Origin of the sequence: Tautonia sp. JC769 (assembly GCF_040717455.1) — a bacterium.
Classification (GTDB): domain Bacteria; phylum Planctomycetota; class Planctomycetia; order Isosphaerales; family Isosphaeraceae; genus Tautonia.
On sequence record NZ_JBFEFH010000001.1, the window covers coordinates 91,616 to 114,880 of the forward strand.

14 protein-coding genes are annotated in these 23,265 nt (G+C 67.9%); 5 read left to right on the forward strand and 9 right to left on the reverse strand.

Annotated features, from left to right (window positions below):
* Window positions 1-52: 52 nt before the first annotated feature.
* The 8 genes from AB1L88_RS00380 to AB1L88_RS00415 form a co-directional block, all read right to left on the reverse strand.
* Window positions 53-2,086: a hypothetical protein gene (locus tag AB1L88_RS00380; RefSeq protein WP_367094641.1), complete on the reverse strand. Its 2,034-nt coding sequence runs from the start codon at window positions 2,084-2,086 to the stop codon at window positions 53-55.
* Window positions 2,087-2,093: 7 nt separating this feature from the next.
* On the reverse strand, window positions 2,094-2,468 hold the full coding sequence (locus AB1L88_RS00385) for a hypothetical protein (RefSeq protein WP_367094642.1): 375 nt from the start codon (window positions 2,466-2,468) through the stop codon (window positions 2,094-2,096).
* Window positions 2,469-2,621: 153 nt separating this feature from the next.
* Window positions 2,622-4,856, reverse strand: coding sequence for a S9 family peptidase (locus AB1L88_RS00390; RefSeq protein ID WP_367094643.1), 2,235 nt, complete (start codon window positions 4,854-4,856; stop codon window positions 2,622-2,624).
* Window positions 4,857-4,913: 57 nt separating this feature from the next.
* Entirely contained in the window at window positions 4,914-5,915 is a 1,002-nt protein-coding gene (locus AB1L88_RS00395; protein WP_367094644.1) for an aldose 1-epimerase, read from the reverse strand.
* A gap of 99 nt (window positions 5,916-6,014) precedes the next feature.
* Window positions 6,015-6,512: a hypothetical protein gene (locus AB1L88_RS00400; protein WP_367094645.1), complete on the reverse strand. Its 498-nt coding sequence runs from the start codon at window positions 6,510-6,512 to the stop codon at window positions 6,015-6,017.
* Window positions 6,513-6,592: 80 nt separating this feature from the next.
* On the reverse strand, window positions 6,593-7,765 hold the full coding sequence (locus tag AB1L88_RS00405) for a glycosyltransferase family 1 protein (RefSeq protein WP_367094646.1): 1,173 nt from the start codon (window positions 7,763-7,765) through the stop codon (window positions 6,593-6,595).
* A 157-nt stretch (window positions 7,766-7,922) separates the two neighbouring features.
* Entirely contained in the window at window positions 7,923-9,110 is a 1,188-nt protein-coding gene (locus tag AB1L88_RS00410) for an NAD-dependent epimerase/dehydratase family protein (RefSeq protein ID WP_367094647.1), read from the reverse strand.
* Between the two features lie 434 nt (window positions 9,111-9,544).
* On the reverse strand, window positions 9,545-9,961 hold the full coding sequence (locus AB1L88_RS00415; RefSeq protein ID WP_367094648.1) for a response regulator: 417 nt from the start codon (window positions 9,959-9,961) through the stop codon (window positions 9,545-9,547).
* Between the two features lie 233 nt (window positions 9,962-10,194).
* On the opposite strand from AB1L88_RS00415, the gene AB1L88_RS00420 reads away from it, so the two are divergent.
* The 5 genes from AB1L88_RS00420 to AB1L88_RS00440 all read left to right on the forward strand — a co-directional run bounded on the left by AB1L88_RS00420 (window position 10,195) and on the right by AB1L88_RS00440 (window position 21,086).
* Window positions 10,195-13,641 carry a PVC-type heme-binding CxxCH protein gene (locus tag AB1L88_RS00420; protein WP_367094649.1) on the forward strand — a complete coding sequence of 1,149 codons (3,447 nt, stop codon included), beginning with the start codon at window positions 10,195-10,197 and terminating at the stop codon, window positions 13,639-13,641.
* A gap of 124 nt (window positions 13,642-13,765) precedes the next feature.
* A complete protein-coding gene (locus AB1L88_RS00425; protein WP_367094650.1) occupies window positions 13,766-14,431 on the forward strand; it encodes a carbonic anhydrase in 666 nt (221 codons plus the stop codon).
* 185 nt (window positions 14,432-14,616) lie between these two features.
* Window positions 14,617-17,469 carry a VCBS repeat-containing protein gene (locus tag AB1L88_RS00430; RefSeq protein WP_367094651.1) on the forward strand — a complete coding sequence of 951 codons (2,853 nt, stop codon included), beginning with the start codon at window positions 14,617-14,619 and terminating at the stop codon, window positions 17,467-17,469.
* A 315-nt stretch (window positions 17,470-17,784) separates the two neighbouring features.
* Window positions 17,785-19,530 (forward strand): D-alanyl-D-alanine carboxypeptidase/D-alanyl-D-alanine-endopeptidase, encoded by a 1,746-nt coding sequence (gene dacB / locus AB1L88_RS00435; RefSeq protein ID WP_367094652.1) that lies wholly within the window; start codon window positions 17,785-17,787, stop codon window positions 19,528-19,530.
* A gap of 179 nt (window positions 19,531-19,709) precedes the next feature.
* Complete coding sequence (locus AB1L88_RS00440) at window positions 19,710-21,086, forward strand: cobyrinic acid a,c-diamide synthase (RefSeq protein WP_367094653.1); 1,377 nt, start codon at window positions 19,710-19,712, stop codon at window positions 21,084-21,086.
* A gap of 21 nt (window positions 21,087-21,107) precedes the next feature.
* Here AB1L88_RS00440 and AB1L88_RS00445 read toward each other — a convergent pair whose 3' ends face one another.
* Window positions 21,108-23,171 carry a hypothetical protein gene (locus tag AB1L88_RS00445; RefSeq protein WP_367094654.1) on the reverse strand — a complete coding sequence of 688 codons (2,064 nt, stop codon included), beginning with the start codon at window positions 23,169-23,171 and terminating at the stop codon, window positions 21,108-21,110.
* Between the last annotated feature and the right edge of the window lie 94 nt (window positions 23,172-23,265).

Sequence of the window (23,265 nt, forward strand, 5' to 3'; positions counted from 1 at the left end):
TTACGCTGGATTTCGACGGATCGCTGATTGTAGCGCGAACGGCTCGGGGCGGTCAAACATGGTGTGCCGGAGGTTCGTCCAATCCTGCCAGATCTGGCTTCGCGAAGTAGCGATCGATGAGCGACCGGGGCGGTTTCGGGGTGACCAGGCTTCCGAGAATCCCGAGGCCGAACGAGGCGACCAGTCCCCAGATCAGCGGATGGAGGCCGAACAGGTGAATCTCCTCGCTCCGCCAGCTGACATTCAACGCCGCCAGGGGGGCGGCCAGCAGCACCGGGGAGAAGAGGATGACCGTGGTGATGAATCCGCTCGCCATGGACAGCCAGGCACCGATGCGGGTCATCCGCTTCCAGTAGATGCCGAGGAAGACGGGGGCGAGGAAGGTCGCCGCGAAGCCGCCCCCGGTCATCACGATGAAGTCCTGCAAGAACCGAGGCGGGTTCAAGGCCATCAAGGTGACCAGGATGCCGCTGATGGCGGTGGTCGAGTAGCTGATGATCTTGACCGATCGCTCGGAGAGGTCGGGGTTGATGCTTCGCTGGTAAATGTCGCGCACCACCGCCGAGCTGATCAGGAGCAGGAACGAGTCGACCGTCGACATCACGGCCGCGAATGGCGCGGCGATCAGGATGCCGGCCAGCCACCAGGGGGCGACCCGGCTGGCGAGCTGGGGCATGATCTGGTCCGAGCCGGCGGTCAGCTCGGCCGGGTGGATGATCTGCTGCGCGGCCGTGAAGAGGAAGATGATCGGCAGGTAGATGCAGCCGAAATAGATCGTCACGGTGAACATCGCGTAGCGCAGGGTCTTGCTGTCGCGGAAGGCCATCAGGCGGACCATGGTCCCGGGCTGTCCTGCCCCGGAGATGGCCCACATGAAGAAGAACGAGATGGCCATGCCGATCGGGTGGAACGGGTCGCCCGCCCCGTTGCCCTTCTGCTTCAAGCCGGGGCCGAAGACCAGGTCGCTGCCGGCCCGGAGGTGGTTCGGCTCGTCCATCAAGGGGGCGGTCCCGTTGCCGGCCAGGTCGGGATAGCGATCGAGCTTCGGGATCGCGGCGGTGACCCACGCGCTGGCCTCGGGAGAGGCGTTGACGGCCTCGACCACGTCGCGAGCTGTGGCCTCGATCGTCCCCATCGGGGCGGCCAGGTTGACGTCGATCTGGATGCGGCCCTGGTCGTCTTCGACGACCTCGACGGTCAGGGGCGGGGCACCGAAGTCGGGCGCGACGGCAGGGGGCAAGGTCGTGTGATGAATGATGACGTCGGCCCCGGCCTTGCCATAATACTCGATGGCATTGTCCCGGGCCGCCAGCCCGACCACCAGGCGGGGAGGGCGTTCGGCCAGGTCCCTGGTGGCCTTGTTCAACCCGCCGACGGCCGCCATCGTGAAGGGGATCAGGATCAGGACGCCGATCCCCATGACGATCCCCTGCATCACGTCGGTCCAGACCACGGCCCGGAAGCCGCCGTACGACGTGTAGAGGATGACGGTGAAGGCGAAGAGCAGCAGGCCAAGCACATACCCGGTGTCGGCCCCTGCGATGGCGAGCAGCGGTGAGAGCAGCCCGGTTTGCTCGACCCAGGGGACGATTTGATCGCGATAGCCGGGAGTCCCCTCGAGGAGGACGTCGAGGATGATGCCACCGGCCTTGAATTGCGCGATCAGGTTCGTCAGCGTGAAGAAGACGATCACGATGGAGGCGAACAGGCCCAGGCCGGGCGAGGCGAACCGCTCGCGAATGACATCGGGGATCGTGAGTGCCCCCGCTCGCCGGGAGACCTGATTGAGCCGCTTGCCCATCAGGCCCATGGTGACCACGGGCACGATCATGTAGCTGCCGATCCACAGCGCCACGATCCAGCCGTAGGTATACACCAACGACGGGTACCCGGTGAAACTCCCCCCGCTGGCACTCGTCGCCGCGAAGGTGAAGGCCAGGGCCCAGACACCGAGGCCCCGACTCCCCAGGAAGTACTCCGCCAGGAACGATTTCTTCTGCAAGAGCCGGTTCGACAGGATCGCCAGTCCGAAGACCCCGACCATGTAACCGAGGAAGACCAAGCCGGTGGCCAGTTCGTGGGTCATGTGCGTCTCAGTCCTCGACGGCCGGATCGACCAGGTGTTCGTCCTCGCCCCGGTCCTGCGGTTCGGGGTCGTCGGTCATGTACACGAAGCAAAACCAGGCGCTGAAGACGACACACAGAATCCAGGGGACCACGATCCCCCACAACGCCCAATCGGGGATGCCCAGGCCCAGCGGCAGCGTCAGGGAGTCGGGCGTCCGGTTGTGCTGGTCGAGCGTCGGCAGCAGCGCCGAGACCTCTCCCGGCACGCGGTCGTGCCGGGTGTAGCCGTTGAGGTAGCAATACGAGACCGACCAGACCATGCAGGTGGCCCAGGCCAGCAAGATGATGAGGGCTTCCCGCTTCGAATCGCGATAAACGGGGTCGTCGTCCGGTTCGGCCATCGGCGGGCGTTCCTCGTCCTGGATGGGGGCCGGGGTCGTCGTGGGGGAGGGTCGTCTCGGGCCGGTCGGGGGAGCGTCCGGCGATTGGTTTCACACTTCTCTCACAACCAGACCGGCGATGCAATGCCCCGCCGTCACAAATGATCCGACGGCTTATTCCCGGCCCAGGTGCGTCTCGAACCACGAGGCAGTTCGGCCGAGGATTGCCCGGCGATTCTCGGCCTTGCGGGTCGAGTGGCGTTCGTCCGGGATCGGCAAAACCTCGAAGGGCTTGCCGGCCCGGATCAGCTGCGCCACGAATCGGGCCGAGTGGCGGAAGTGGACATTCTCGTCGAGGAGCCCGTGGACGAGGAGCAGGGCGCCTTCCAACCGACCGGCCTTGTCGAGCACGGTCGATTCGGCGTAGCCGTCCGGGTTGTCCTCCGGGGTCCCCATGTAGCGCTCGGTGTAGCCGGTGTCGTAGCCGTCCCAGTCCGTCACGGGGGCGATCGCCACGCCGGCCTCGAAGGTCTCGGGGGCCAGCAAGAGGCACCGGATCGTCATGTAGCCGCCGTAGCTCCCGCCCGTGATCCCGACCCGCCGCGGATCCGCCTCCGGGTAGGCCGCGGCGACGAAGCGGACGCCATCGACCTGATCGTCGACCTCGACGGTCCCCATCCTGCGATTCAAGGCCGCCTCGAACGCCAATCCTCGACGCGAGGCCCCCCGGTTGTCGCATTTCCAGACGGCAAAGCCTCGGGCCGCCAGGAACTGCGCCGTCAGGTCGGCAGTCAGTCCCCAGGAATCGGTCACGCGCTGAACATGAGGCCCGCCGTACACAAGCACGACCAGGGGCGTCGACGCTCCCGCGGGGATCGCGGCGGGTGCGTAATAGGCACCGTAGAGCGTGATGCCGTCCCGGTTCTTGAACCGGGTCAGTTGGGGTGTCGCGAGCGTCAGCTCGGCCAGTTGCGGGTCGTCACCGGCATCGGCGAGCGTGGCGAGCACCCGGCCGGATCGATCGCGGAGGGTGGTCACCGGGGGCTGCTCGGAACTCGAGACGGTCACGACCACCCTGGTCCCGTCGGGAGAGACGATCGCATCACTGCAGAAGCCTCGCCCCTCGGTGAACCGCTCGATCGGCCCGCCATCGAGCGAGACCCGGTACAGGTCGCGCTGCAATGGGGACTCCCGACCGGCCAGGAACCAGACCTCCCGGCGTTTGGCATCGAGGTGGACGACGGCATCGACGGGCCATTCGCCCGAGGTCAGCGTCCGGATCGCCTTGCCGAAGCGATCGAGCACCATCAAATGCTTGAACCCCGATCGCTCGCTGGCCCAGAGGAGCTCCCGGGTGCCTGGCACCACGGTCAGCTCGTCGTGCAGGTTGATCCAGGAGTCGGCGGTTTCCTCGACGAGCGTCGCACGCTGGCCCGATTCCAGGCCAATCCGCACCAGGCGGAGCGACCGCTGGTCCCTCGGCAAGAGTTGCACGAGCAGGTGATGCGCGTCTTCCCAGTCGACCCGGGCCAGGTAACACTCCTCGCCATCCTCCGGGAGATCGAACCAGCGGGTTTCCCCTCCCGACGAGGGGACGACCCCGAGGCGTACCGTGGCGTTGGCCGCCCCGGCGAACGGGTAGCGGTGGGTCTCCGAGACGATCTCCGCATCACCCTGATGAACAATCGTGAATTCGGGGATGGCCCGCTCGTCGGTTTCCTGATAGGCGATGTGCTCGCCGTCGGGAGACCACCAGTAGCCGGTCGCTCGCCCGAGTTCTTCCTGGGCGATGAACTCGGCCAGGCCGAAGGCTCGCCCGTCGGTGGCTCCTCGCGTCAGTTGGGTCTCGGCCCCGGAGGAGAGGTCGAGCACGAACAATTCTCCCTCGCGGACGAACGCGACCCGGTCGCCGTCGGGCGAGAATTTCGGGTCGATCTCGGGGGCCTCCGAATCGGTCAGCCGCCGCAGCGGTGCGGTCCCTTCCAGGAGGTAGAGGTCACCCTTCAGGGGGAGGATGCTCCGGTCGGCCTGGGGGGCACGGACGATCTGGCTGATCCCGGTGTCTCGAAGCCGGAGGCGTTCTCGACGGAGCGCTTCCTCCTGAGAGACGTTCTCGTCGGTATTGCCTTCATCGAGGGGGCGGGCGATGACCTCCGGAGCGGCGTCGCCGGTCGCCGAGGCTCGCCAGAGGACCCGGGCCGTCCCTTCACCTTCGGGCAGGAGATAGGAAACGAATGCCCCGTCGGCGGAGAACGCCAGGGCAGAGGGGACCGTCGTCCCGGGCGCCGGGTGGTGTGCCGCCGCGTCCAGGTCGACAGGCCGCCTGGACCTGGTCGAGGCGTCCGCCATCGCGAGCGATGCGGTGAGAACCAGGGCGGCAAGCGCGATCGGGGCGAGCATCGGCGTCATCGGCGGGTCTCGGAAGGATGGTCTCGCGGGTCGGGGACAAGGTCGGGGGGGCCTGGATCAGCACTCGGCCGTCTCCATGGTGATGCGCATGCTCTCCTGCTGCCCAGGTTTCAGGATGCGGAGCCCGGCATCGACGCCTCGCTGTTGCAGGTTGATCGCGTCGGTCGTCTGGGTATAAGGCTCGATGGCGATGATGTCGTCGCCGAACGGAGGGGTGAAGACGACGATCTCCCGGAACGGGATGGCATCGAACCCGATGCGGAACTCGGCGCCCAGGGACTCATCGATCAATCGGCAGACGACGAACCCCTCGGCGTTGTGCTCCAGGCCGGTCAGGACGGCATCGACCCGGAGCCCCTGCATCGACTTGCCCCGGCGGAAGTCGAGCGCCTCCGAAACAGGCCGGACCTCTCCGGTCGGGATCGTCTCGTCGAGGACCCACGCCTGAGACGCCGGGATCACGACCTGCGTCCGCGACAGGCTGCCGCCGCTCCCGAACGGCAGTCGGAAATACGGATGGAAGCCCAGGCCATAGGGGAGATCGCCGTCGGACTCGTTCGCGACCGTGGCGTCGAGGACGAGGGTCCTCCCGTGAAGGGCGTAGCGGAGGTCGAGGTAGCCCTCGCTCGGCCATCGAGGGCTGCCATCAGGGAAGGTCTTCGCGAGCCGATACCGGCCGCTGAGGAAGGCCCCGTCCGGCCCCTCTCCGTGGTCGGTCACTTCCCAATCGGCATCGAGCGCGAACCCGTGGATGGCGTGCGGCGGCTTGGTGAGCGGGAGTCGGTACGACGTCCCTTCCCAGTCGAAACGCCCGTGGCTGATCCGGTTCGGGAACGGGAAGAGCACGGGAAAACCATGCTTCGCCGGGTGCTGGGGGGCCTGTTCCCAGCCCGGCTCGGCCACGACCAGCGGCCGCAGCGCCCCGGCCGCCGGCAACTTCAGGTCGAACAGGTTGAACCCGAACGACGGCAGGATCGAGGCGGAGGCTTCGGAGTCCGTGTCGTTCAAGATCCAGACGGTGCGGCCACCGCGTTGTTCGGTGCGGACGTGGCAATCCATCGGGCGATCCTCCGGTGCGGTCACGAAACTCGGGTTCCGAGGCGCACTCGATTCCAACCGCCCGGGCTCGCGATGGCAAGACGATCGTGGTCGGGTCATTCAATCGAGCGAGCCGGCCGAGCTTCCCTGGAGAAACCGCTGGCGCCAGGCGTTGAGTTGCTCGACCAGGTCCTGGGCATCGAGTCCGTACGTGTCGGCCAGGCTGACCTCTCGCCGTCGACTCCGGCGGACCCAGAGGGGGATCCCGGGGTCGTCGCGATCGGCCAGGCGATAGCCGACCCAGACATACTTGCGCGGGAGCGGGATCAACTCGAACCGATCGACCTCGGACCATCGCACCCGCCGTTTTCGGAGGGGAGAGCGTTCGATGAACCCGTCGGGCCCCAACTCGATGTGGCATCGCTTGCGGTCGAGCGATTGCAGGCAGTTGACCGATCCGAGCAGGAAGAACCCGGCGCCGAGGGCCGCAGGCACCGAGGTGCCATCAGCCACGACCTTCATCAAACACGCCAGGCCGAGCATGGCACAGCCGATGGCCAGGAGGACGAACTTCCCCCGGTCGGGGAAATAGCGGACCACGTCGAAGCCTCGATCCATGAGGGAACGCCTCCTACGTCCAAGGCCTGCGAGACTGGGAATCCGGCCGGGCATCCGGGGACGCGACGCTCGCACGCCGGTCATGAGCCGGAATGGGCCGGGGGGACGGACGACTCCTCTTGCGATCGCGTCGCGATCGGCTCTCCCGAGAGGACGGACCGGTAATAGGAACGCAGCGCGTCGGTGGCGGAGGCCCAGCTCCACCGCTCGGCCTCCGACCGGGCACTTTGATGGAGTTGATCGCGATAGGAGGCCGAATCGAAGACACGTCGCGTGGCACGGGTCAAGCCATCGGGATCGGCCGGGTCGAACAGACAGCCGTTGACGCCATCGGTCACGATATCGGGAATGCCCCCCGCCCGGGCGGCGACCACCGGGCATCCGGCGGCCATCGCCTCGAGCAAGACCAGGCCGAGCGTCTCGGTCCGAGAGGGGAAGAGCAGGGCATCGGCCGAGGCGAAGGCCGACGCCAGGCGCTCCCCCCGGTAATAGCCGAGGAACCGCGTCCGGGTCCCCTGGAAGTGGCGCTTCAGCTTCTCCCGCGCCGGCCCGTCGCCCACGAGGGCGAGCGTCGCCTCGGGCATCGCCTTCAGGACGGGCCGGATCTGTTCGATCTCCTTTTCGGCGGCCAGGCGCCCCACGTAAAGGAGGAGAGGGCCGTCGGATTGTCCTCCCGCCAGCTCCGCCCGCATGGCGTCCGACTTCAATCCCGGCCGGAACAGGTCGGTGTCGACCGCCCTGGGCCAGAGCGCCAGGTTGTGAAACCCCCGGGCGTTCAGCTCGTCGATCATCGCCGTCGAGGTGCACAGGTTCAGGCGGGCCTTGTTGTGCATCGAACGGATCAGCTTCCAGCAGAGCCCTTCCAGCGCGCCGAGCTTGTAATGCTTCAAATATTTCGGCACATGGGTGTGATACGAGGCCACCAGGGGCCGGTCCCGCTTGATCGCATGCGCGACCCCGCAGGCGCCGAGCACGGCGGGATTGACCACGTGCACGATGTCCGGCTCGAACTTCACGAGCCGACTGCCGATCTTCTTGCCCGTGATCGCCAGCTTCAGCTCGGGATACAGGGCGAACGGGACCGCCGGCACGCCGATCACCCGCGCCCCCTCGAACCGCTTCGGGGCACCCGCCGGGGCGATGACGAGCACCTCGTCCCCCGCCCGTTTCAGGTGGGTGATCGTCTGCGTCAGCCGCGTGACGATTCCATCGATCTTCGGCAGGAACGTCTCGGTGAACAGCGCGATTCGCATGGGAGTAGACACATGGGGACGGTGAAACGACGGCCCGTCGATCTCGAACCGGGACCGCCAGGCCGGGCCTTGCATCGCGGACCGAGGCGGCACGCGGGCGAGGTCCAGGTGCCTCCGTCGCAAGACTCGACTCGGGCACCTGTGGCGGTTCGGCTGGTTAGCTGACCTTGACCCCTGAACCGATCTCGGCCGCCCCCGTCTTCCAGGAGACCTTCGGCAGGATCTCTTTCATGTCCACCCGATCGCGATACTTGATGGCGACATTCAGGAGGGAGTCGAGCAGGGAGTCGGACAGGTAGTGCGGCTGGAGTCCGAGGTCGAGGAGCTTCGTGTTCTTGGCGTTGTAGTAATGCTCCTCGCGCTCGACGCGGGGGTTCTCGACGTGCTCGATGGCCACGTCGAGGCCCAGCTTCGCACCGGCTTCCTTGACCTTCTCGGCCAGCTCTCCCACCGAGAATTGCTCGGTGAACTGGTTGTAGACGCGGAACTCGCCGGCGTCGGCCGGGTTGTTGCACGCGATCTCGATGCAGCGGACGGTATCCCGGATGTCGAGGAAGCCTCGGGTCTGACCCCCTTTGCCGTAGACGGTCAACGGGTGGCCGATGGCGGCCTGGATGCAGAAGCGGTTCAGGGCGGTGCCGAAGACGCCGTCGTAGTCGAGCCGGTTGATGAGGAGCTCGTCCATCTCCGTTTCTTCGGTAATCACGCCGTAGACGACCCCCTGATTCAGGTCCGTCGCCCGCAGGCCCCAGATGCGGCAGGTGAAGTGGATGTTGTGGGTGTCGTGCACCTTGCTCAGGTGATAGAACGAGCCGGGCTGCTTGGGATAGGGGAGGGTATCCTTGCGGCCGTTGTGCTCGATCGTGATGTAGCCCTCCTCGATGTCGATGTTCGGCGTGCCGTATTCGCCCATCGTGCCGAGCTTCACCAGGTGGCAATCGGGCACGATGTCGCGCATCGCGAAGAGGATGTTCAGGTTGCCGACGACGTTGTTGACCTGCGTCTCGACGGCCCGCTCCCGGCTGATCATGGAGAAGGGGGCCGAGCGCTGCTCGCCGAAGTGGACGATCGACTCGGGCTGGAAGCGGCGGATGGCGTCGGAGAGGAAGGGGTAGTCGCAGCAGTCCCCCTGGAACAGCTCGATCGGCTTGCCGGTCAGTTGTTCCCAGCGTTCGAGCCTTCGCTGGAGCGGGGCGATCGGCGTCAGGGTCTCGATGCGGAGCTGGTTATCCCAGTGCCGGCGGATCAGGTTGTCGAGGATGGCCACCTCGTGGCCTCGGTTGGCCAGGTGCAGCGCAGTGGCCCAGCCGCAGTAACCGTCTCCACCGGTGACAAGAACGCGCATGGCGATCGCTCATTCGTTGATCGACGGCCCCGAGCAGCAGAACGGGGCGAGTCGGAGTGTGATTGATTGAGAGTGAGAGAGGGTCCGGGAGATCAAGGGTCGCGCCGCGAGGTGCCGTCGGGGACTCGGCCGGGAGTCTGGAGTCTGCGACGATGCCGAGGGGGTGGACAACCTCCAGGGAGCCGGAGAGACGCGATCCCGCAAAGGCTCGCACGAAGACCGTGCCGAAGACGCAACACCTTGCAAAGAGCATCCGGATCGCGATCAATGTTGGAGCATTATGCTAGAGATCGGCTGCGGCTCTTGACAAGGCGTGTTCCGGGGGCGGACGAAACGCCCTCGAACGATCGGCGGCGTTCGTCAACGCTCGACGTCTCGCGAGGCGTGGCCGAGCGGACGCCCCGATCGCCGCCTGTCCTGACCGGTCTCGAGCCTTAGCCCTTGGACTTCGTCTTGGCCGCCCCGGTGCTCTCGGTGCCCTGGAGGATGGCATCGACCGAGCGGAGCAGCTTCTCCATCGCGAAGGGCTTGCGGATGTAATCCTTGACCCCGAGGAATTCGGCATAGGCCCGGTGCCGACTCCCCTCGTTGCCCGTGATCATGATGGTCGGGATCAGGCCCTCGGGGCGGGTCCGGAGCTTCTCCAGGACGAGGAAGCCGCTCTTGCGCGGCATCATCATGTCGAGGATGATCAGATCCGGTTCTTCCCGCTCGGCCACGGTCAGGCCGGCATTGCCGTCTCGGGCGACGAGGACCCTGTAGCCCTTGCCCTCGAGGACCGTCCGCATCGAGTCGATGATCTCGGGGTCGTCGTCCACCAGGAGGATTGTCTTGTGGGCGGTCGCGGGCATCGTCGATCGGGCTCCGTCGAGGGAAGAAACGCTCCACCGCCGGGAAGCGAGGCGCGGTTGTTGAAAGTCCCATGATAGACGTTCCGGTCGATGCCGGGCAAGGTTACGGGGGGGTGGGAGTTCACCAGAAGTGCCGTTAAGATCGAATCATTCCGCCGATCCCGGCCGGTGACGACGATCCTCCAGGTGGCCGGGAGCCCCCTCTCCTTCGCGTGATCGAGGCAAAGCGTTCCATGCATCGAGTGACGACGTCTCGGGCCTTCGCCTGCGGGCTGATGATCGGACTGGTTACCTTGACCGGCTGGAGCGGACAGGTCGGCGGCCTGGCCGTCGCGAGCGACACCGACGCGACCGGGCCGGACGCCACGCCCGCCGCCGACGAGCCGACCCGGGCCATCGCCGGGTTCCGCGTGCCTGACGGGGCCTCGATCCGCCCCTGGGCGGCCGAGCCGTTGCTGGCCAACCCGGTCGCCTTCGCGGTCGACGACCAGGGCCGGGTGTACGTCGCCGAGACCTTCCGCCTCCATGAAGGCGTGACCGACAACCGCAGTCATATGTACTGGCTCGACGACGACCTGGCCCTGACGACCGTCGAGGGCCGCGTGGCGATGTACCGCAAGCACTTCGACGACGCGACCTTCCAGAGCTACGGCGTCGCCACCGACCGGCTCCGTCTGGTCGTCGATTCCGACGGCGACGGCTCGGCCGACAGCTCGACCGTGTTCGCCGACGGCTTCGACGACGTGGCCGCGGGCATCGGCGCGGGGGTGATCGCCCGAGACGGCGACGTCTGGTACACCTGCATCCCCGACCTCTGGAAGCTCCGCGACACGACCGGCGACGGCGTGGCCGATGTCCGCGAGTCGCTCCACACGGGCTACGGCGTCCACGTCGCCTTCCTCGGCCACGACCTGCACGGCCTGATCTTCGGGCCGGACGGCAAGCTCTATTTCTCGGTCGGTGATCGCGGCCTGAACGTCGAGACGAAGGAGGGGACCCGGCTGGAGCTGCCCCACACGGGGTCCGTCCTGCGATGCGACCCGGACGGCTCGAACCTGGAGGTCGTCGCCACGGGGCTGCGCAACCCCCAGGAGCTGGCCTTCGACCGCTTCGGCAACCTGTTCACGGTCGACAACAACAGCGACGGCGGCGACCAGGCCCGCCTGGTCGACATCGTCGAGGGCGGGGACAGCGCCTGGCACATCGGCTGGCAGTACCTCACCGAGCCCGTCGCCCGGGGCCCCTGGAACGCCGAGAATTTGTGGAAGCCCGAGTCGGAGGGGAACGACGCGGCCTACCTCCTCCCCCCGCTGGCGAACTTCAGCGACGGCCCTTCGGGGCTTGCCTTCAATCCCGGTGCCGCTGGCCTCCCCGGCCGCTACGACGACCACTTCTTCCTGGCCGACTTCCGCGGCACCCCCGGCAACAGCGGCGTGCGATCGTTCGCCGTCGAAGCCCATGGCGCGAGCTTCAAGCCCGTCGATCAGCACGAATTCCTCTGGTCGATCCTCGCCACCGACGTCGAGTTCCCCCCCTCGGGGGGGATGTACGTCAGCGACTGGATCGAAGGCTGGGGCCAGCCCGGCAAAGGGCGGATCTACCACCTGACCTTCGAGAACCCGGACGACGCCGCGATCGCCGAGGTCGCCTCGTTGCTGGCCGAAGGATTCGACGGTCGATCGACGGACGAGCTGATCGGATTGCTCGGCCACGCCGATCAGCGGGTCCGGCAGCGGGCGCAGTTCGCCCTGGCCGATCGCGGAGCCGAGGCGATCGAGCCTCTGAAGAAGAGACTCGGCGACGAGGACGAGATGGTCCGGCTTCACGCACTCTGGGGGCTCGGCCAGATTGCTCGGACGGATTCGAAGGCGTTGGTCATGCTCAGCCTGCTCGACGACCCGTCCCCCCACGTGCGGGCCCAAGCGGCGAAGCTGATCGGCGACCTGTTCGTCAATCCGCCCGACGTCCCCGGCACGAGGGGTCCCTCGGCCACGAGAAGACAGCAGCAATATGCGGTACTCAGCCTCGTGGAACGCCTTGCCGACGAGGAGCCCAGGGTCCGGTTGCAGGCGGCGATCGCATTGGGCAAACACGGAGCGATCGAGGGGTTCGAGGGTCATTTCGGCGCCGTCGATGGGCTTGCTTCTATGATCCGCGAGAACGCCGACGCCGACCCCTACCTCCGCCACGCCGGGGTGATGGGCCTGCTCGGTATCGCCAATAACGAGGCGTTGGGCACCCTGGCGGAAGACGAATCCGCCTCGGTCCGGCTGGCGACCTTGCTCGTCTATCGGAGACAGCAGAATCCCGAGATCGCTCGGTTCCTGGACGATCCGGAGCCTCGGCTCGTCCTCGAAGCCGCCCGGGCGATCAACGACGCCCCCATCGACGGCGCGGCGGCGAAGTTGGCGGACCTGACGGTGAACGCCGAGATGCCGTTGCCCCTGCTGCGGCGGGTCCTCAATGCCAACCTGAAGCTCGGCGGCCCGGACGCGGCGGATCGGCTCGCGCAGGTCGCGGCGAATGACGGCATGCCGGAGACGATCCGCGTCGAAGCACTGGCCATCCTGGCCGACTGGGCCGACCCCCGCGGACGCGACCGGATCGTGGGCCTCTGGCGTCCCGTCCCGGGCCGACCGGCGGAGGAGGCGGCCGACGCCATCCGGCCGGTCGTCGCGGATTTGCTGGAGACGGGGGCCGATCCGATTCGGCTGGCCTCCGCCCGCGCGGTCGCCTCGCTCCGAATCTCTGAGGCAGGGCCGGCGCTGTTCGAACTGTTCGCGGACGACCAGGTCGAGGCCGAGGCCCGCGTCGAAGCCATCCGGGCACTGGACGCGATCGGCGACGGACGCCTCGCCGACGTGGCCCGACGGGCGACGACCGACCCCGAGGCCGCGGTGCGCACCGAAGGCTTGCGACTGCTCGCGAACCTCGACCCCGACGAGGCGCTCCCGATCCTGGAGTCGGTCCTGGAGCAAGGGACGACGGCCGAGCGTCAAGGGGCCTTCGAGACGCTCGGCCGAATGGACGCGGATCGGGCCGACGAGGTGCTGGCCCTCTGGCTCGACCGCTTCCTGGCCGGCGACCTCCCCGGCGAGGTCCAGCTTGATCTGATCGACGCGGCCGAGCGGCGGTCGGCCGAGGCCGTCCGCGATCGGCTGGCCCGGATCGAGGCGTCCCGCCCCGAGGATGACCCGCTGGCCCCGTATCGCGAGACCCTCCTGGGGGGAGACGTCCGCCGGGGTCGCGAGATCTTCTTCGAGCGGACCGAGGCCCAGTGCCAGCGCTGCCACGCGATCAACGGGCAGGGGGGGGAGGTCGGCCCGGAACTCTCGGACATCGGCGCCCGGCACGACCGGGCCTACATCCTCGAATCGATCGTCGCCCCCGACGCCCGGATCGCCGAGGGGTTCGAGACGCTCGTGATCGCCACGACCGACGGCCAGATCCTGACCGGGATCGTCAAGGACGATTCGGGAGACTCGATGACCTTGATGGATGCCGACGGCAAGACCTTCACCATCGCCACGACCGCGATCGAGGAGCGACAACGCGGCATTTCCGCCATGCCGGTCGACCTGCTCAAGTATCTTTCAAAACGCGACCTCCGCGACCTGGTCGAGTATCTTGCTCGACGGGACGGGACCGGGCCGGGGGCCCGCCGGGGGCACGGACGCTAGACGGCACGCCCCATGCGTGACTCCTCACGGACCTGCTCGCCGCCCTCCGGCGAGCACCCGGGAAGAGCTGAGCCGAGATGCTCGGGGATCGTCACCATTCGATTTCGGAAGCGAGTTGAAACTCATGCATCGACTCATCGAAGGATTGCACCGGTTCCGCGAAAGCGTTTTCCCCGACCGCAAGGCGTTTTTTGAATCGCTGGCGCAGGGGCAGAATCCGGATTTCCTGTTCATCACCTGCTGCGACTCGCGGGTCCAGCCCGACGTGGTGCTCCAGTCCAATCCGGGCGACCTGTTCATCCTGCGGAACATCGGCAATCTCGTGCCGCCCCATGGTGCCGACAACAGCGTGGAGGCGGCCGTCGAGTATTCGATCCGGGTCCTGGGGGTCAAACATATAATCGTGTGCGGACACTCCTATTGCGGGGCGATGGAAGCGTTCCTGAACCCGCAGAACCTTGCGATGTTGCCCTCGGTGGTCAAATGGCTGCAGTACGCCGACTCGACCCGGCAGATCATGGCGGAGAATTACGGGCATCTGGAAGGCAAGGAGCGGCTCGACAAGGCCATCGAGATCAATGTCCTGGTCCAGCTCGAACATTTAACGACGCTCCCCAGCGTGGCTCCCCGCCTGATGCGCGGCGAGTTGGATCTGCATGGATGGGTTTACCGGTTCGAGTCGGGTGACCTCTCTGCGTACGATCCGGAAGCCAATTGCTTCGTCGATGTCGAGAAGGCTCACCTGCCGTCCATCCGGCCGGTCCACTCCACCCCGACCGCTCCGGGATGATCGCAAAGGGGGGGATCGCGGGCGGATCGAGAAGCATTTCGAGCGCGATGCTCGATTGTCCGAGTTGGCATGTGCGTTTTCGGTGGCACTTGGTTGTTGATGCGGTGATCGGCAACTAGAGTTGGAGGGTTCGCTCCCGCTGTTCTTGCTTCCCCTCTTCCAACGAGCGTCCCTGGGGACGAGTCATGATGGCCAAGCATCGCCAACGTCGCCGCCTGCTGCTTGAGACCCTGGAGCCTCGACTCGTCCTCAGCACGGCGTTGCCCCCCGCCTTCCCCGGGGCCCCGTTGGAGATCCCGCAGTCCGGGGCGTGGGGGAACACGCCCTTCGTCGGCTCTCCCGTGGTCGCGGATCTCGACAACGACGGCCGAGACGAGATCCTCACGCCCGCCGCCGGAGGCCGCCTGATCGCCTACTCGACGGGGAGCGACGGGCGGCTGCGCGAGTTCCGCCGCTACGAGACGAACGCCCTCACCGATGTGAAGTCGACGCCGATCGTCGTCACGCGCCGCGACGGCTCGAAGATGATCGTGGCCGGGCTCAGCCGCGACGAGTTCGCGAATCCCGGTTCCCAGGAGGATGGGCGGGTTTACGCCTGGGATGCCGCCACCGGGCAGTTGCTCCCCGGGTGGCCCCAGCAGGCCGGGGTCGGCGGTGTCACGTCGCCGCTGGCCTCGGGCGACCTGACGGGGGACGGCGCATCGGAGATCATCGCCATCTCCTACTTCGGCGACGTCAGCGCGTTCCGGCAAGACGGCTCGCTGCTCTGGCGGTTCCGCAACGACGATACGATCATCTCCGGCGCCGCGATCGGCGACATCGACCGCGACGGCCGGGCCGAGGTGGTCTTCGGGTCCGACATCAGCGACAACCCCTATTTCTCGGCCGGTGGCTTCGTCAATATCCTGAACGCCAACGGATCGGCCAAGTTCCGGATCCCGACGAAGGAGGTGATCTGGTCATCTCCGGTCCTGGCGGATCTCAACGGCGACGGGTTCCTGGAAATCGTCGTCGGCACGGGCCTGAACTTCTCGAAGGTCGAGCCGGTCGGCCCGACCTTCACCGCGGCTCGCAAGGCAGAGGCCCGCCTCTTCGCCAACCAGGTGCTCGCCTACGATCATCGGGGGCAGCTCGTCCCCGGGTGGCCGTACCGGACCTGGGCCGACGGCTCGGCCGACCGCCAGGTCTACGGCTCTCCGGCCGTGGCAGACCTGACCGGAGACGGCCAGCTCGAAGTGGTGGCGGTCGATTTCGGCGGGTTCGTGCACGTGGTCCAGCCCAACGGGCAACCCTTGCCGGGGTTCGAAGGGGGCCGGCGAATTGCCCCCCCGGAGGGGTTGCTGGTCGACACCTTCACCTCGCCGATCATCGCCGACGTGAACGGGGACGGCGCCGCGGACATCCTGGTCGCGACCGACCAGTATCTCGTCGCCATGGACCGATCGGGATCGCGGCTCTGGACGCTCCAGGCCCCTCGGGGACGGAACGGGCTCCCGGGGGGGCACCCCAACGCCGCCGCCATCGGCCAAGTCGACGGCCTCGGCGGCCTCGAGCTGGTCACGGTCACTCACGTCTACGGCGAGCCGAACCCGCCGGGCATGCTCGGCGTGTACCAGCTCCCGGAGAGTCCCCTCACGCCTCCCTGGCCGATGCACCGCAAGACCCCCAGCGGTCAGGCCGCGTCTCACAGCCCGGCATTCCTGGAACGCTATGTCCGGGCGACCTTCCGGGCGCTGCTCGGCCGAGAGGCGAGCGCCTCGGACCTCTCCTTCTTCCCCCGCCTGATCCAGGCCAACATCTGGACCCCCAAGACCCTGGCCGAGACCGTCGCCCTCACCGCCGAGGCGCGTTCGGTCGTGATCCGGCAGCTCTACCAGAGCTACCTCCAGCGATCCCCCAGCCCTCAAGAACTGGCCGAGGGGCAGCAGCGGCTCGCCCAGGATCGGGCGGAGGAGCTCGCGCGATCGTTGCTGCTCTCGGACGAGTCGCTCGCCAAGACGGACGGGTCGATCGCGGGGATCCTCGGCCGATTCTACCAGACGATCCTCCGGCGGCCGATCACCGCCCGGGAGGTGGGAATCCTCGAGCCAGTCGTGCAGCAAGGTTACGTCTCGCTGCCGGAGATCGCCCGGATGCTGCTGCGATCCGAGGAGTTCGTCCTGCTGGAGATCGCCGCCCCGACGGTCATCGCCTACCGGACCGAGTTCCCCGACGCCCCGTTCGACGAGGCCGGCGTTGCGGCCGTCCTGATGGATCGCCAGGGAGGCCGGCGCGAGGAACAGATCCGGGCCGGATTGATTGCCAGCGGCGGCCGCTACGAACGGACCTCGGTCGCCGCCGGCCTGGTCCGCTCGATCTACGGCGACGTCCTGCTGCGCGAGGCGAACCCCGGCGAGGTCGCCTCCTGGATCCGGGGCTTCACCACCGGCAAGATCACTCCCCAGCAGTTCATCGCCACGATCCTCAACAGCGCCGAAGCCCGGAGCATCTACGTCCGCGACCAGTTCCGTGCCCTGCTCGGCCGAGAGCCCGACCCCGCGACCGTCGCGTCGCTGGTCAACTATTCCAGTCGAGAAGAGCTGAAACTCCTCCTGATCGGCTCGCCGGAGTACTTCGCCCGCCATGGCGGCACCAACACCGGCTTCGTCCGGGCGGTCTTCCGCGACCTGTACGGGGTGGATCCGGTCCCCCAGTCGGTCCTGGAGAACGAGGTCAGGGTCCTGAATCAAGGGCGGCAGACCCGTCCCGGGCTCGCGAGGAGCCTGTTGTTCAGCGCGATCGGCTATGAGAAGGTCGTGATCACCCAGCTGTTCCGCTACATTCCGGCCGAGGACAAGGGCGTGCTCCGCTTCCCGATCGAGAATCCCACGAGCCCGCCGAACAACCCCGATCCGGCCCTGATCCAGTCCCTCGTGGGGGCGATGCAGGCGGGAGCGACCGAGACGGACATCATTCAGTTCATGCTCGGGTCGCCGACCTATGTCGGTAAATCGGCCTACATTCGGGGGCTCTATCGCAGCCAGGGGATCCGCTTCTAATTCGCGGGCCGACGCCCTGCTTGGTGCGTGCGTCCTCGCCCCCGAGTCCCCCGATGATCCGCTGCGATTCGCGACTCTTCCCGGCCGAGTCCGGGAGTCGATGACCGGCGCCGGCGCGTCGAACCTCATCCTGGGCCGAAAAAAAACGGCCCAGGATCGGACTCCCCGAGATGGCCCACCCGAGTAAGATGGGGGCGACGGATGCCGGACGACCCCCCGTGACCGCCGGCGCTTCGCCAGCATTCCAGCATCGGCGGCCGGTACGGGTCGGGACGACGCAGGGACCAAGAGTATCCGACCCAGGGAGGAGACGACATGCGACGCAATCGCGAGGCGTGGGGAGCCTGGCTCGCGTTGCTCCTGGCGACTCCGGTGATGGCCGGGCCGGACGCGACCGCCGATCGAGTCCAGAAGATCCTGGCGACGCCGGGCTTCGAGATCGGCCATTGGGGGGTCCTGGTCGTCGATCGCGGTTCGGGGGAGGTCGTCTTCGAGCATCAGGCCGACCACCTGTTCGTGCCGGCGGAGGTCGGCCAGCTCTTCTCGGCCGCCGCCGTGCTGGAGGGCCTGGGGGGGGATTACCGATTCCAGACCCCCGTGCATCGTCGGGGCGACGTCGGGCCGGACGGCACGTTGCACGGGGACCTGATCCTCGTCGCGGTCGGCGACCCGAGTCTGGGGGGCCGGACGAGCCCTCGGGACGGCTCGCTCCTCTATCGCGACGTCGACCACACGCGAGCCGGCTCGACCCAGGGGGCCATGCTCGTCGAGGCCGACCCCCTCGCCGGCCTCGACCACCTGGCGAGGGAGGTCAAGGCGGCCGGGATCACGGCGATCACCGGCGAGGTGATCGTGGATGACCGCGCCTTCCCGGAGATCGCGATCGACGGCGGGTTGCCGTCGAAGGTGTCGGGCATCGCCGTGAACGACAACGTGATCGACGTGGTGATCACCCCCGCAACGGAGCCGGGGATGCCGGCAGGGATCACGACCGTGCCCGCGCTCCAGTTCGATGCGACCGAGGCCCGCGTCGACACCGTCGCCGAGGGAGACGCCCCCCGGATCGAAATCCGGCGCGAGGGAGCGAGGCGTGTTTCGATCCGAGGCCAGGTCCCGGTCGGCCATCCGCCGATCGTCCAGGTGTACGAGATCGAGCGTCCGGCCGACTACGCCCGGGCGGCCTTCATCGAACAACTTCGGGGACGAGGGGTGCGGGTCCCCGCGTCTCCCCTGAGCGACAACCCCTCGGGCCGTCTCCCGGCTCGGGCCGAAGTCGACGCATTGCCGAAGGTCGCGCAATACACGTCCCCGCCGCTTCGGGAATATGTCCGGGTGATGCTCAAGGTCGGCCATCATGCGCACGCCGGGCTGCTGCCCCTTGTCTTGCCTCCGGCCGACGAGGCTCGCACCCTGGCCAACGGCCTGAGGCGGCAGGGGGCGATCCTCCGGCAACTCGGGGTGCCGGGAGAAGGGATGAGCCTGACCTCGGGGGTGGGAACGCATCGATCGGACCGGCTCTCTCCCCGGGCGGTGGTGGCCCTGCTCAGGGCGATGCAGGCGCGACCCGCGGCCCAGGCATTCGAGACGGCCCTGCCGGTGATCGGCCGAGAGGGGACGGCGCTGGACATCGTGGCCGCCGAGAGCCCCGCCCGGGGGCACGGGAGGGCCCATGCCGGCACGGCCTGGACGGTGGACGAAACCTCGGGAAAGCCGTTCCTGCTGAGCAAGGCGCTCGCGGGGTATCTGGAGACCGCCTCCGGCCGGGATCTGGTGTTCGCCATCTTCGTCAACGATGTTCCGAGTTCGGGGACGACCGCCGAGCGAGGGGTCACGAACCTCTCCGCCTCGCGGGTGCTCGGCGCGCTCTGCGAGGCCTTCTACGAGGATCAGCAGCCACCCCCGCAACCGGCGGCCGTGTCGCAGGCTCGGCCGCGGTCCCGACCGGCCGACCCGCCGTCGCCGGGGCGGACCACGGCGAGTCCCGGCCGCCGGCCGGACGCGATCGAAGCGAGCGGGCGGACGGGGCGGCCGCATGGGGCCGGGCGCTCGCGGCGATCTTGACCGGGTCGGCGATCGCTCTATCATTGATGTGGCCGGGTGGCTTATTGGAGAGAATCCGGTTGATCCCTCTGTTTGACCGAGACGTGTCATCCCCCTGAGGCTTCCGCGCGGGAGGGAGTGCCAGTCGTTTTGGCAATCCACGCCCGGCGGTGCCCTCGGCGATCCTGATGAGTCCATTGATGACTCGATTGGCCCTGGCGATTCCCGGTTCCGGTCCCGATCCCGCGGCAGTCGGGATTGCGTTACTGGCCTCGATGGCCGAGCAGGGATTGCGGGTCCAGCATTTCCGCTCCTGGGCGTGCCCCATCGGCACCCGGGCGATCGGCGCCCTGACGGGCCTGCCCGGCCGCCATCTCGATGCCTGGTTGATGCCCCCCGAGGTGTGCCGGTCTGTCTTCGCCAGGGGGAGCCGATCCGCCGACCTGGCCATCATCGAGGGGACCATTGAGACGATCCCCCGACCCCTGGCCGCCTCAAGTTACGAGGAATCATGCACCTCGACCTGCGGTCGCCCCGGGGCCTTGATGCCGCTGGCCGAGGCGCTCGATGCCCCGATCGTGGCCGCGATCTCGTGCGACTGGCTCAGGCAATTCCACCTGCCGCACCTCCCGGCCCGCGTCGAGGCCGTGATCCTCGACGGCCTCTGCGACCGTCGCGAGTTCCCCGACATGCGCCGCATGGTCGAGCTGGTGCTCGGCCGCCCGGTCCTCGGCGCCTTGCCGGCCCTCCCCGAGGTGCGGGCCGCCCTCCAGGACGCCCCCCGCGATTGCCCGCTCGACCCCGATTGCGTCGCGGCCCTGGTCTCGGGGTTCCGGCAGTTCTCGGACCTCGATGCCCTGCGGCACCTGGCCTGCTCGAGGCCCTTGCCCCCCGGTTTCGAGACCGATGCCCTCGTCCCGACCGGGCCGAGGTTCAAGGTGGCCTATGCCCATGACGAGGCCTTCGGCGACTACTTCCCCGACACGCTCGAGACCCTCGAAGCCCTCGGTGCGGAACTCGTCGAGTTTTCCCCGCTGAGCGACGGGGATTTGCCGCCCGGGGTGGATCTGGTCATGATCGGCTGCGGGTTCCCCGACCGTTTCGCCGAGGAGCTGTCGGCCAACGCCTGCCTGATCGCCGCCCTCCGGGCCTGGGTCTGTCGAGGCCGGCCGATCTTCGCCGAGGGGGGAGGCTGTGCCTATCTCGGCCGATTGATGCGGCTCGGCGATCGGAACGTGCCCGGAGTGGGGGTGTTCCCGTTCGATGCGGCCCTCTTGCCGAATCCCGAGCCCCCCGCGCCGGTCTCCCGCGCCCTGATCCGATCGGGGCTGCTCGGGGAGGCCGGTACCGTCCTCCGTGGGTATCACTCGAATCGCTGGCAACTCTTGCCGGCCCCCGAACCGGACGATTGCCCGGCTCGGTCCGGATACCTGACGGCCGAGCATGATGTGTGCTTCCGTCGCAACGCGATCGGCAGCCTCATCCACCTGCACCTGGCGGCGATGCCCCAGCTCGTGTCCGGTTTCGCCGGCCTCGGTCGCCATGGGCAGACGGCTCCCCTGTTCGGCGGCCCCTGACCGATCCGATCGACCGCCCGGTCAATCCTCCTCGCCGTCGAGACGAGCCTGCTCCTGGTCGATGACCTTGATCAGGCTCTTGCGATCGAGGGACTGCCTCGCCGCCCGGAGCAGCGAGCGCCACTCCGCCAGCCGATCACCCCGATCGTTCGAGGGCCGGACCCGGTCCGTCAGCGATCGGAGCAATTCGGCCGAGGGGCCAGAGCGGACGATCTCGATCCAGATCGACGAGGCCTCCGACCAGTCATCCTCGTCCAGGGCCCGCTGGAGCAATCGCACCCGGGCCGACTCCAGCCATCGCTGCGCCGGAGGACCGAGGGACGAGCTGGGCCATCGGCCGAATTCGTCGCGGATCGCCTCGAACCGATTCCGTTGCGCCAGGGAGTCGGCAATCAGCATGTCGCGGACCGCTTGAAACGGGCCTTCGAACCGACCTCGATCGATCGCCCGGAGGGCCGAAATGGGTTCGTTTGGCGTCGGCTCCCCGCGTCGGGCCGCGTCGAGTGCGACCTGGACCGCCCAGCTCAGCACGGCGAACGGGTCGTCGAGATTCGAAGGGGCGTCGGGCAGGCCGTAGGCGGGCCAGTCGGCCAGCGGCCCCCACCGGTCGAGCCTCGGGCGAGGCGGGTTCGGGTCGAACCGAAACAGGGGATCGCCCAGATAGGCCAGTCGCCAGCAATTGCCGAAGGGAGGCAGCTCCTCGGGCATCATCCGCACGGCGGCGCCGAGGGGGACCCCGCGGGCCATCAGATCGACCAGCAGTCCCGGAGTCCGGAAGGATTGCAGGTAAGGCTCGTGGGCGGAGCCGAAATAGAGGAAGGCGCCGTTGGCCAGCCATCGGCCCGCGATGGTGCTGGCATCCGCCGGGTTCGCGGCCGAGAAACTGTGGACCTTATAGACGATCGCGGGCTCGGTCAGGGGGACGTCCCACGTCCAGCCGGTCTGCGATCGGCCGATCTTGAACTGGCGAGGGCCCCCGGACGAATTGATCATCACGAGGCCGGACCGATTGACCGGCTCGAACGCAGCGTGCCATCCCGTCAGGCCCGCCTGATCTTTATTCCGGAGCGTCGTCGGCATGAACGGCTTCAACCGATCGGCGGCCGGTGCGTGAGTGTAAGCCCCGAATTGGCGGCCGTTGGTGTCATAGCTATTGATCAGGGTCGCGCGATCGGGCTGGAGGAAGAGGCTGCACATGGCGGCGTAGGCCGAGCGGACCTCGTCGCCCAGAAGTCGGCCCGCGAACGCCCAGCGCATGCGCACCTGGTTGGGCTGGGCGACATCGAGATCACGGCCGATCAGGTCATCGAACGCGGCCGGACCCGTTTCGGCAGTGACCCCGTCCCCCTCATATCGGTAGGGGATCGGCACCGCCAGCGTCAGGAAGTCGCAATCGTCCCCAAGTCGTCGATACGAGGGGACGGCTCGGCCCACGATGGCCTGAAGCTCTCGGGCCAGTGCCTGGGCATCGGCGTTGGAGAGCAGGGTGTCGAAGCGGCCCTCGGCGTCCCATCGGATCAAGGCTTGGAACCGGCCGGCGGCCAGGGCGGCCGCGCCGGGGAGCGACCGGGACTCGGGGTTGGAGATCACGACGCCGGGCGGCGGCCGTCGAATCGTGGTCGGGGGCCGGTCGCCGGCGGTGGCGTCGCGGTCGTCTCCGGAGGCCCAGGAGCGACCGACGGCAGTCGTCGCGGCGGACCACGGGTCCGCCCCCGGGGCTGGCTTGAGCGAACCCGGGGCACGAACGATCCGGGAAGGGCGGAAGGCACGGAGGAACTTGGAGGTGTACTCCACGTCCTCGATTAAGATGGGGAACCAGTGGTCCTGGTCCCAGGTGCCGAGCACCTCGAAGAACGTCGCCGCGTCGGGCACGAGGCAGACGACGTCGACCACCTCGCGTCGTGGCCCGGTCCTCAGGTCCCAGACCGCCGCCGCCCGGCGAAGCCGCGCGAGCCTGGGGTCGTCGAGCGAGTTCGCCGGACTGGCCGTCTCGTCCTGAATCCCCGGGGCGGGCGCGACCAGCATCCCCAGGAGCAGGACGGCGAGCAGGCCCCTTCGGCATCGAATCCAGCGATCCACGGCCATCCGCGTCCCTCCGAGCCGGGCGATCCTCCGTACTGCCTCGACCACGCCCCGAGGCGTGAACACTCGGTCGAGTTTACGCCATCACCCCGGCGGT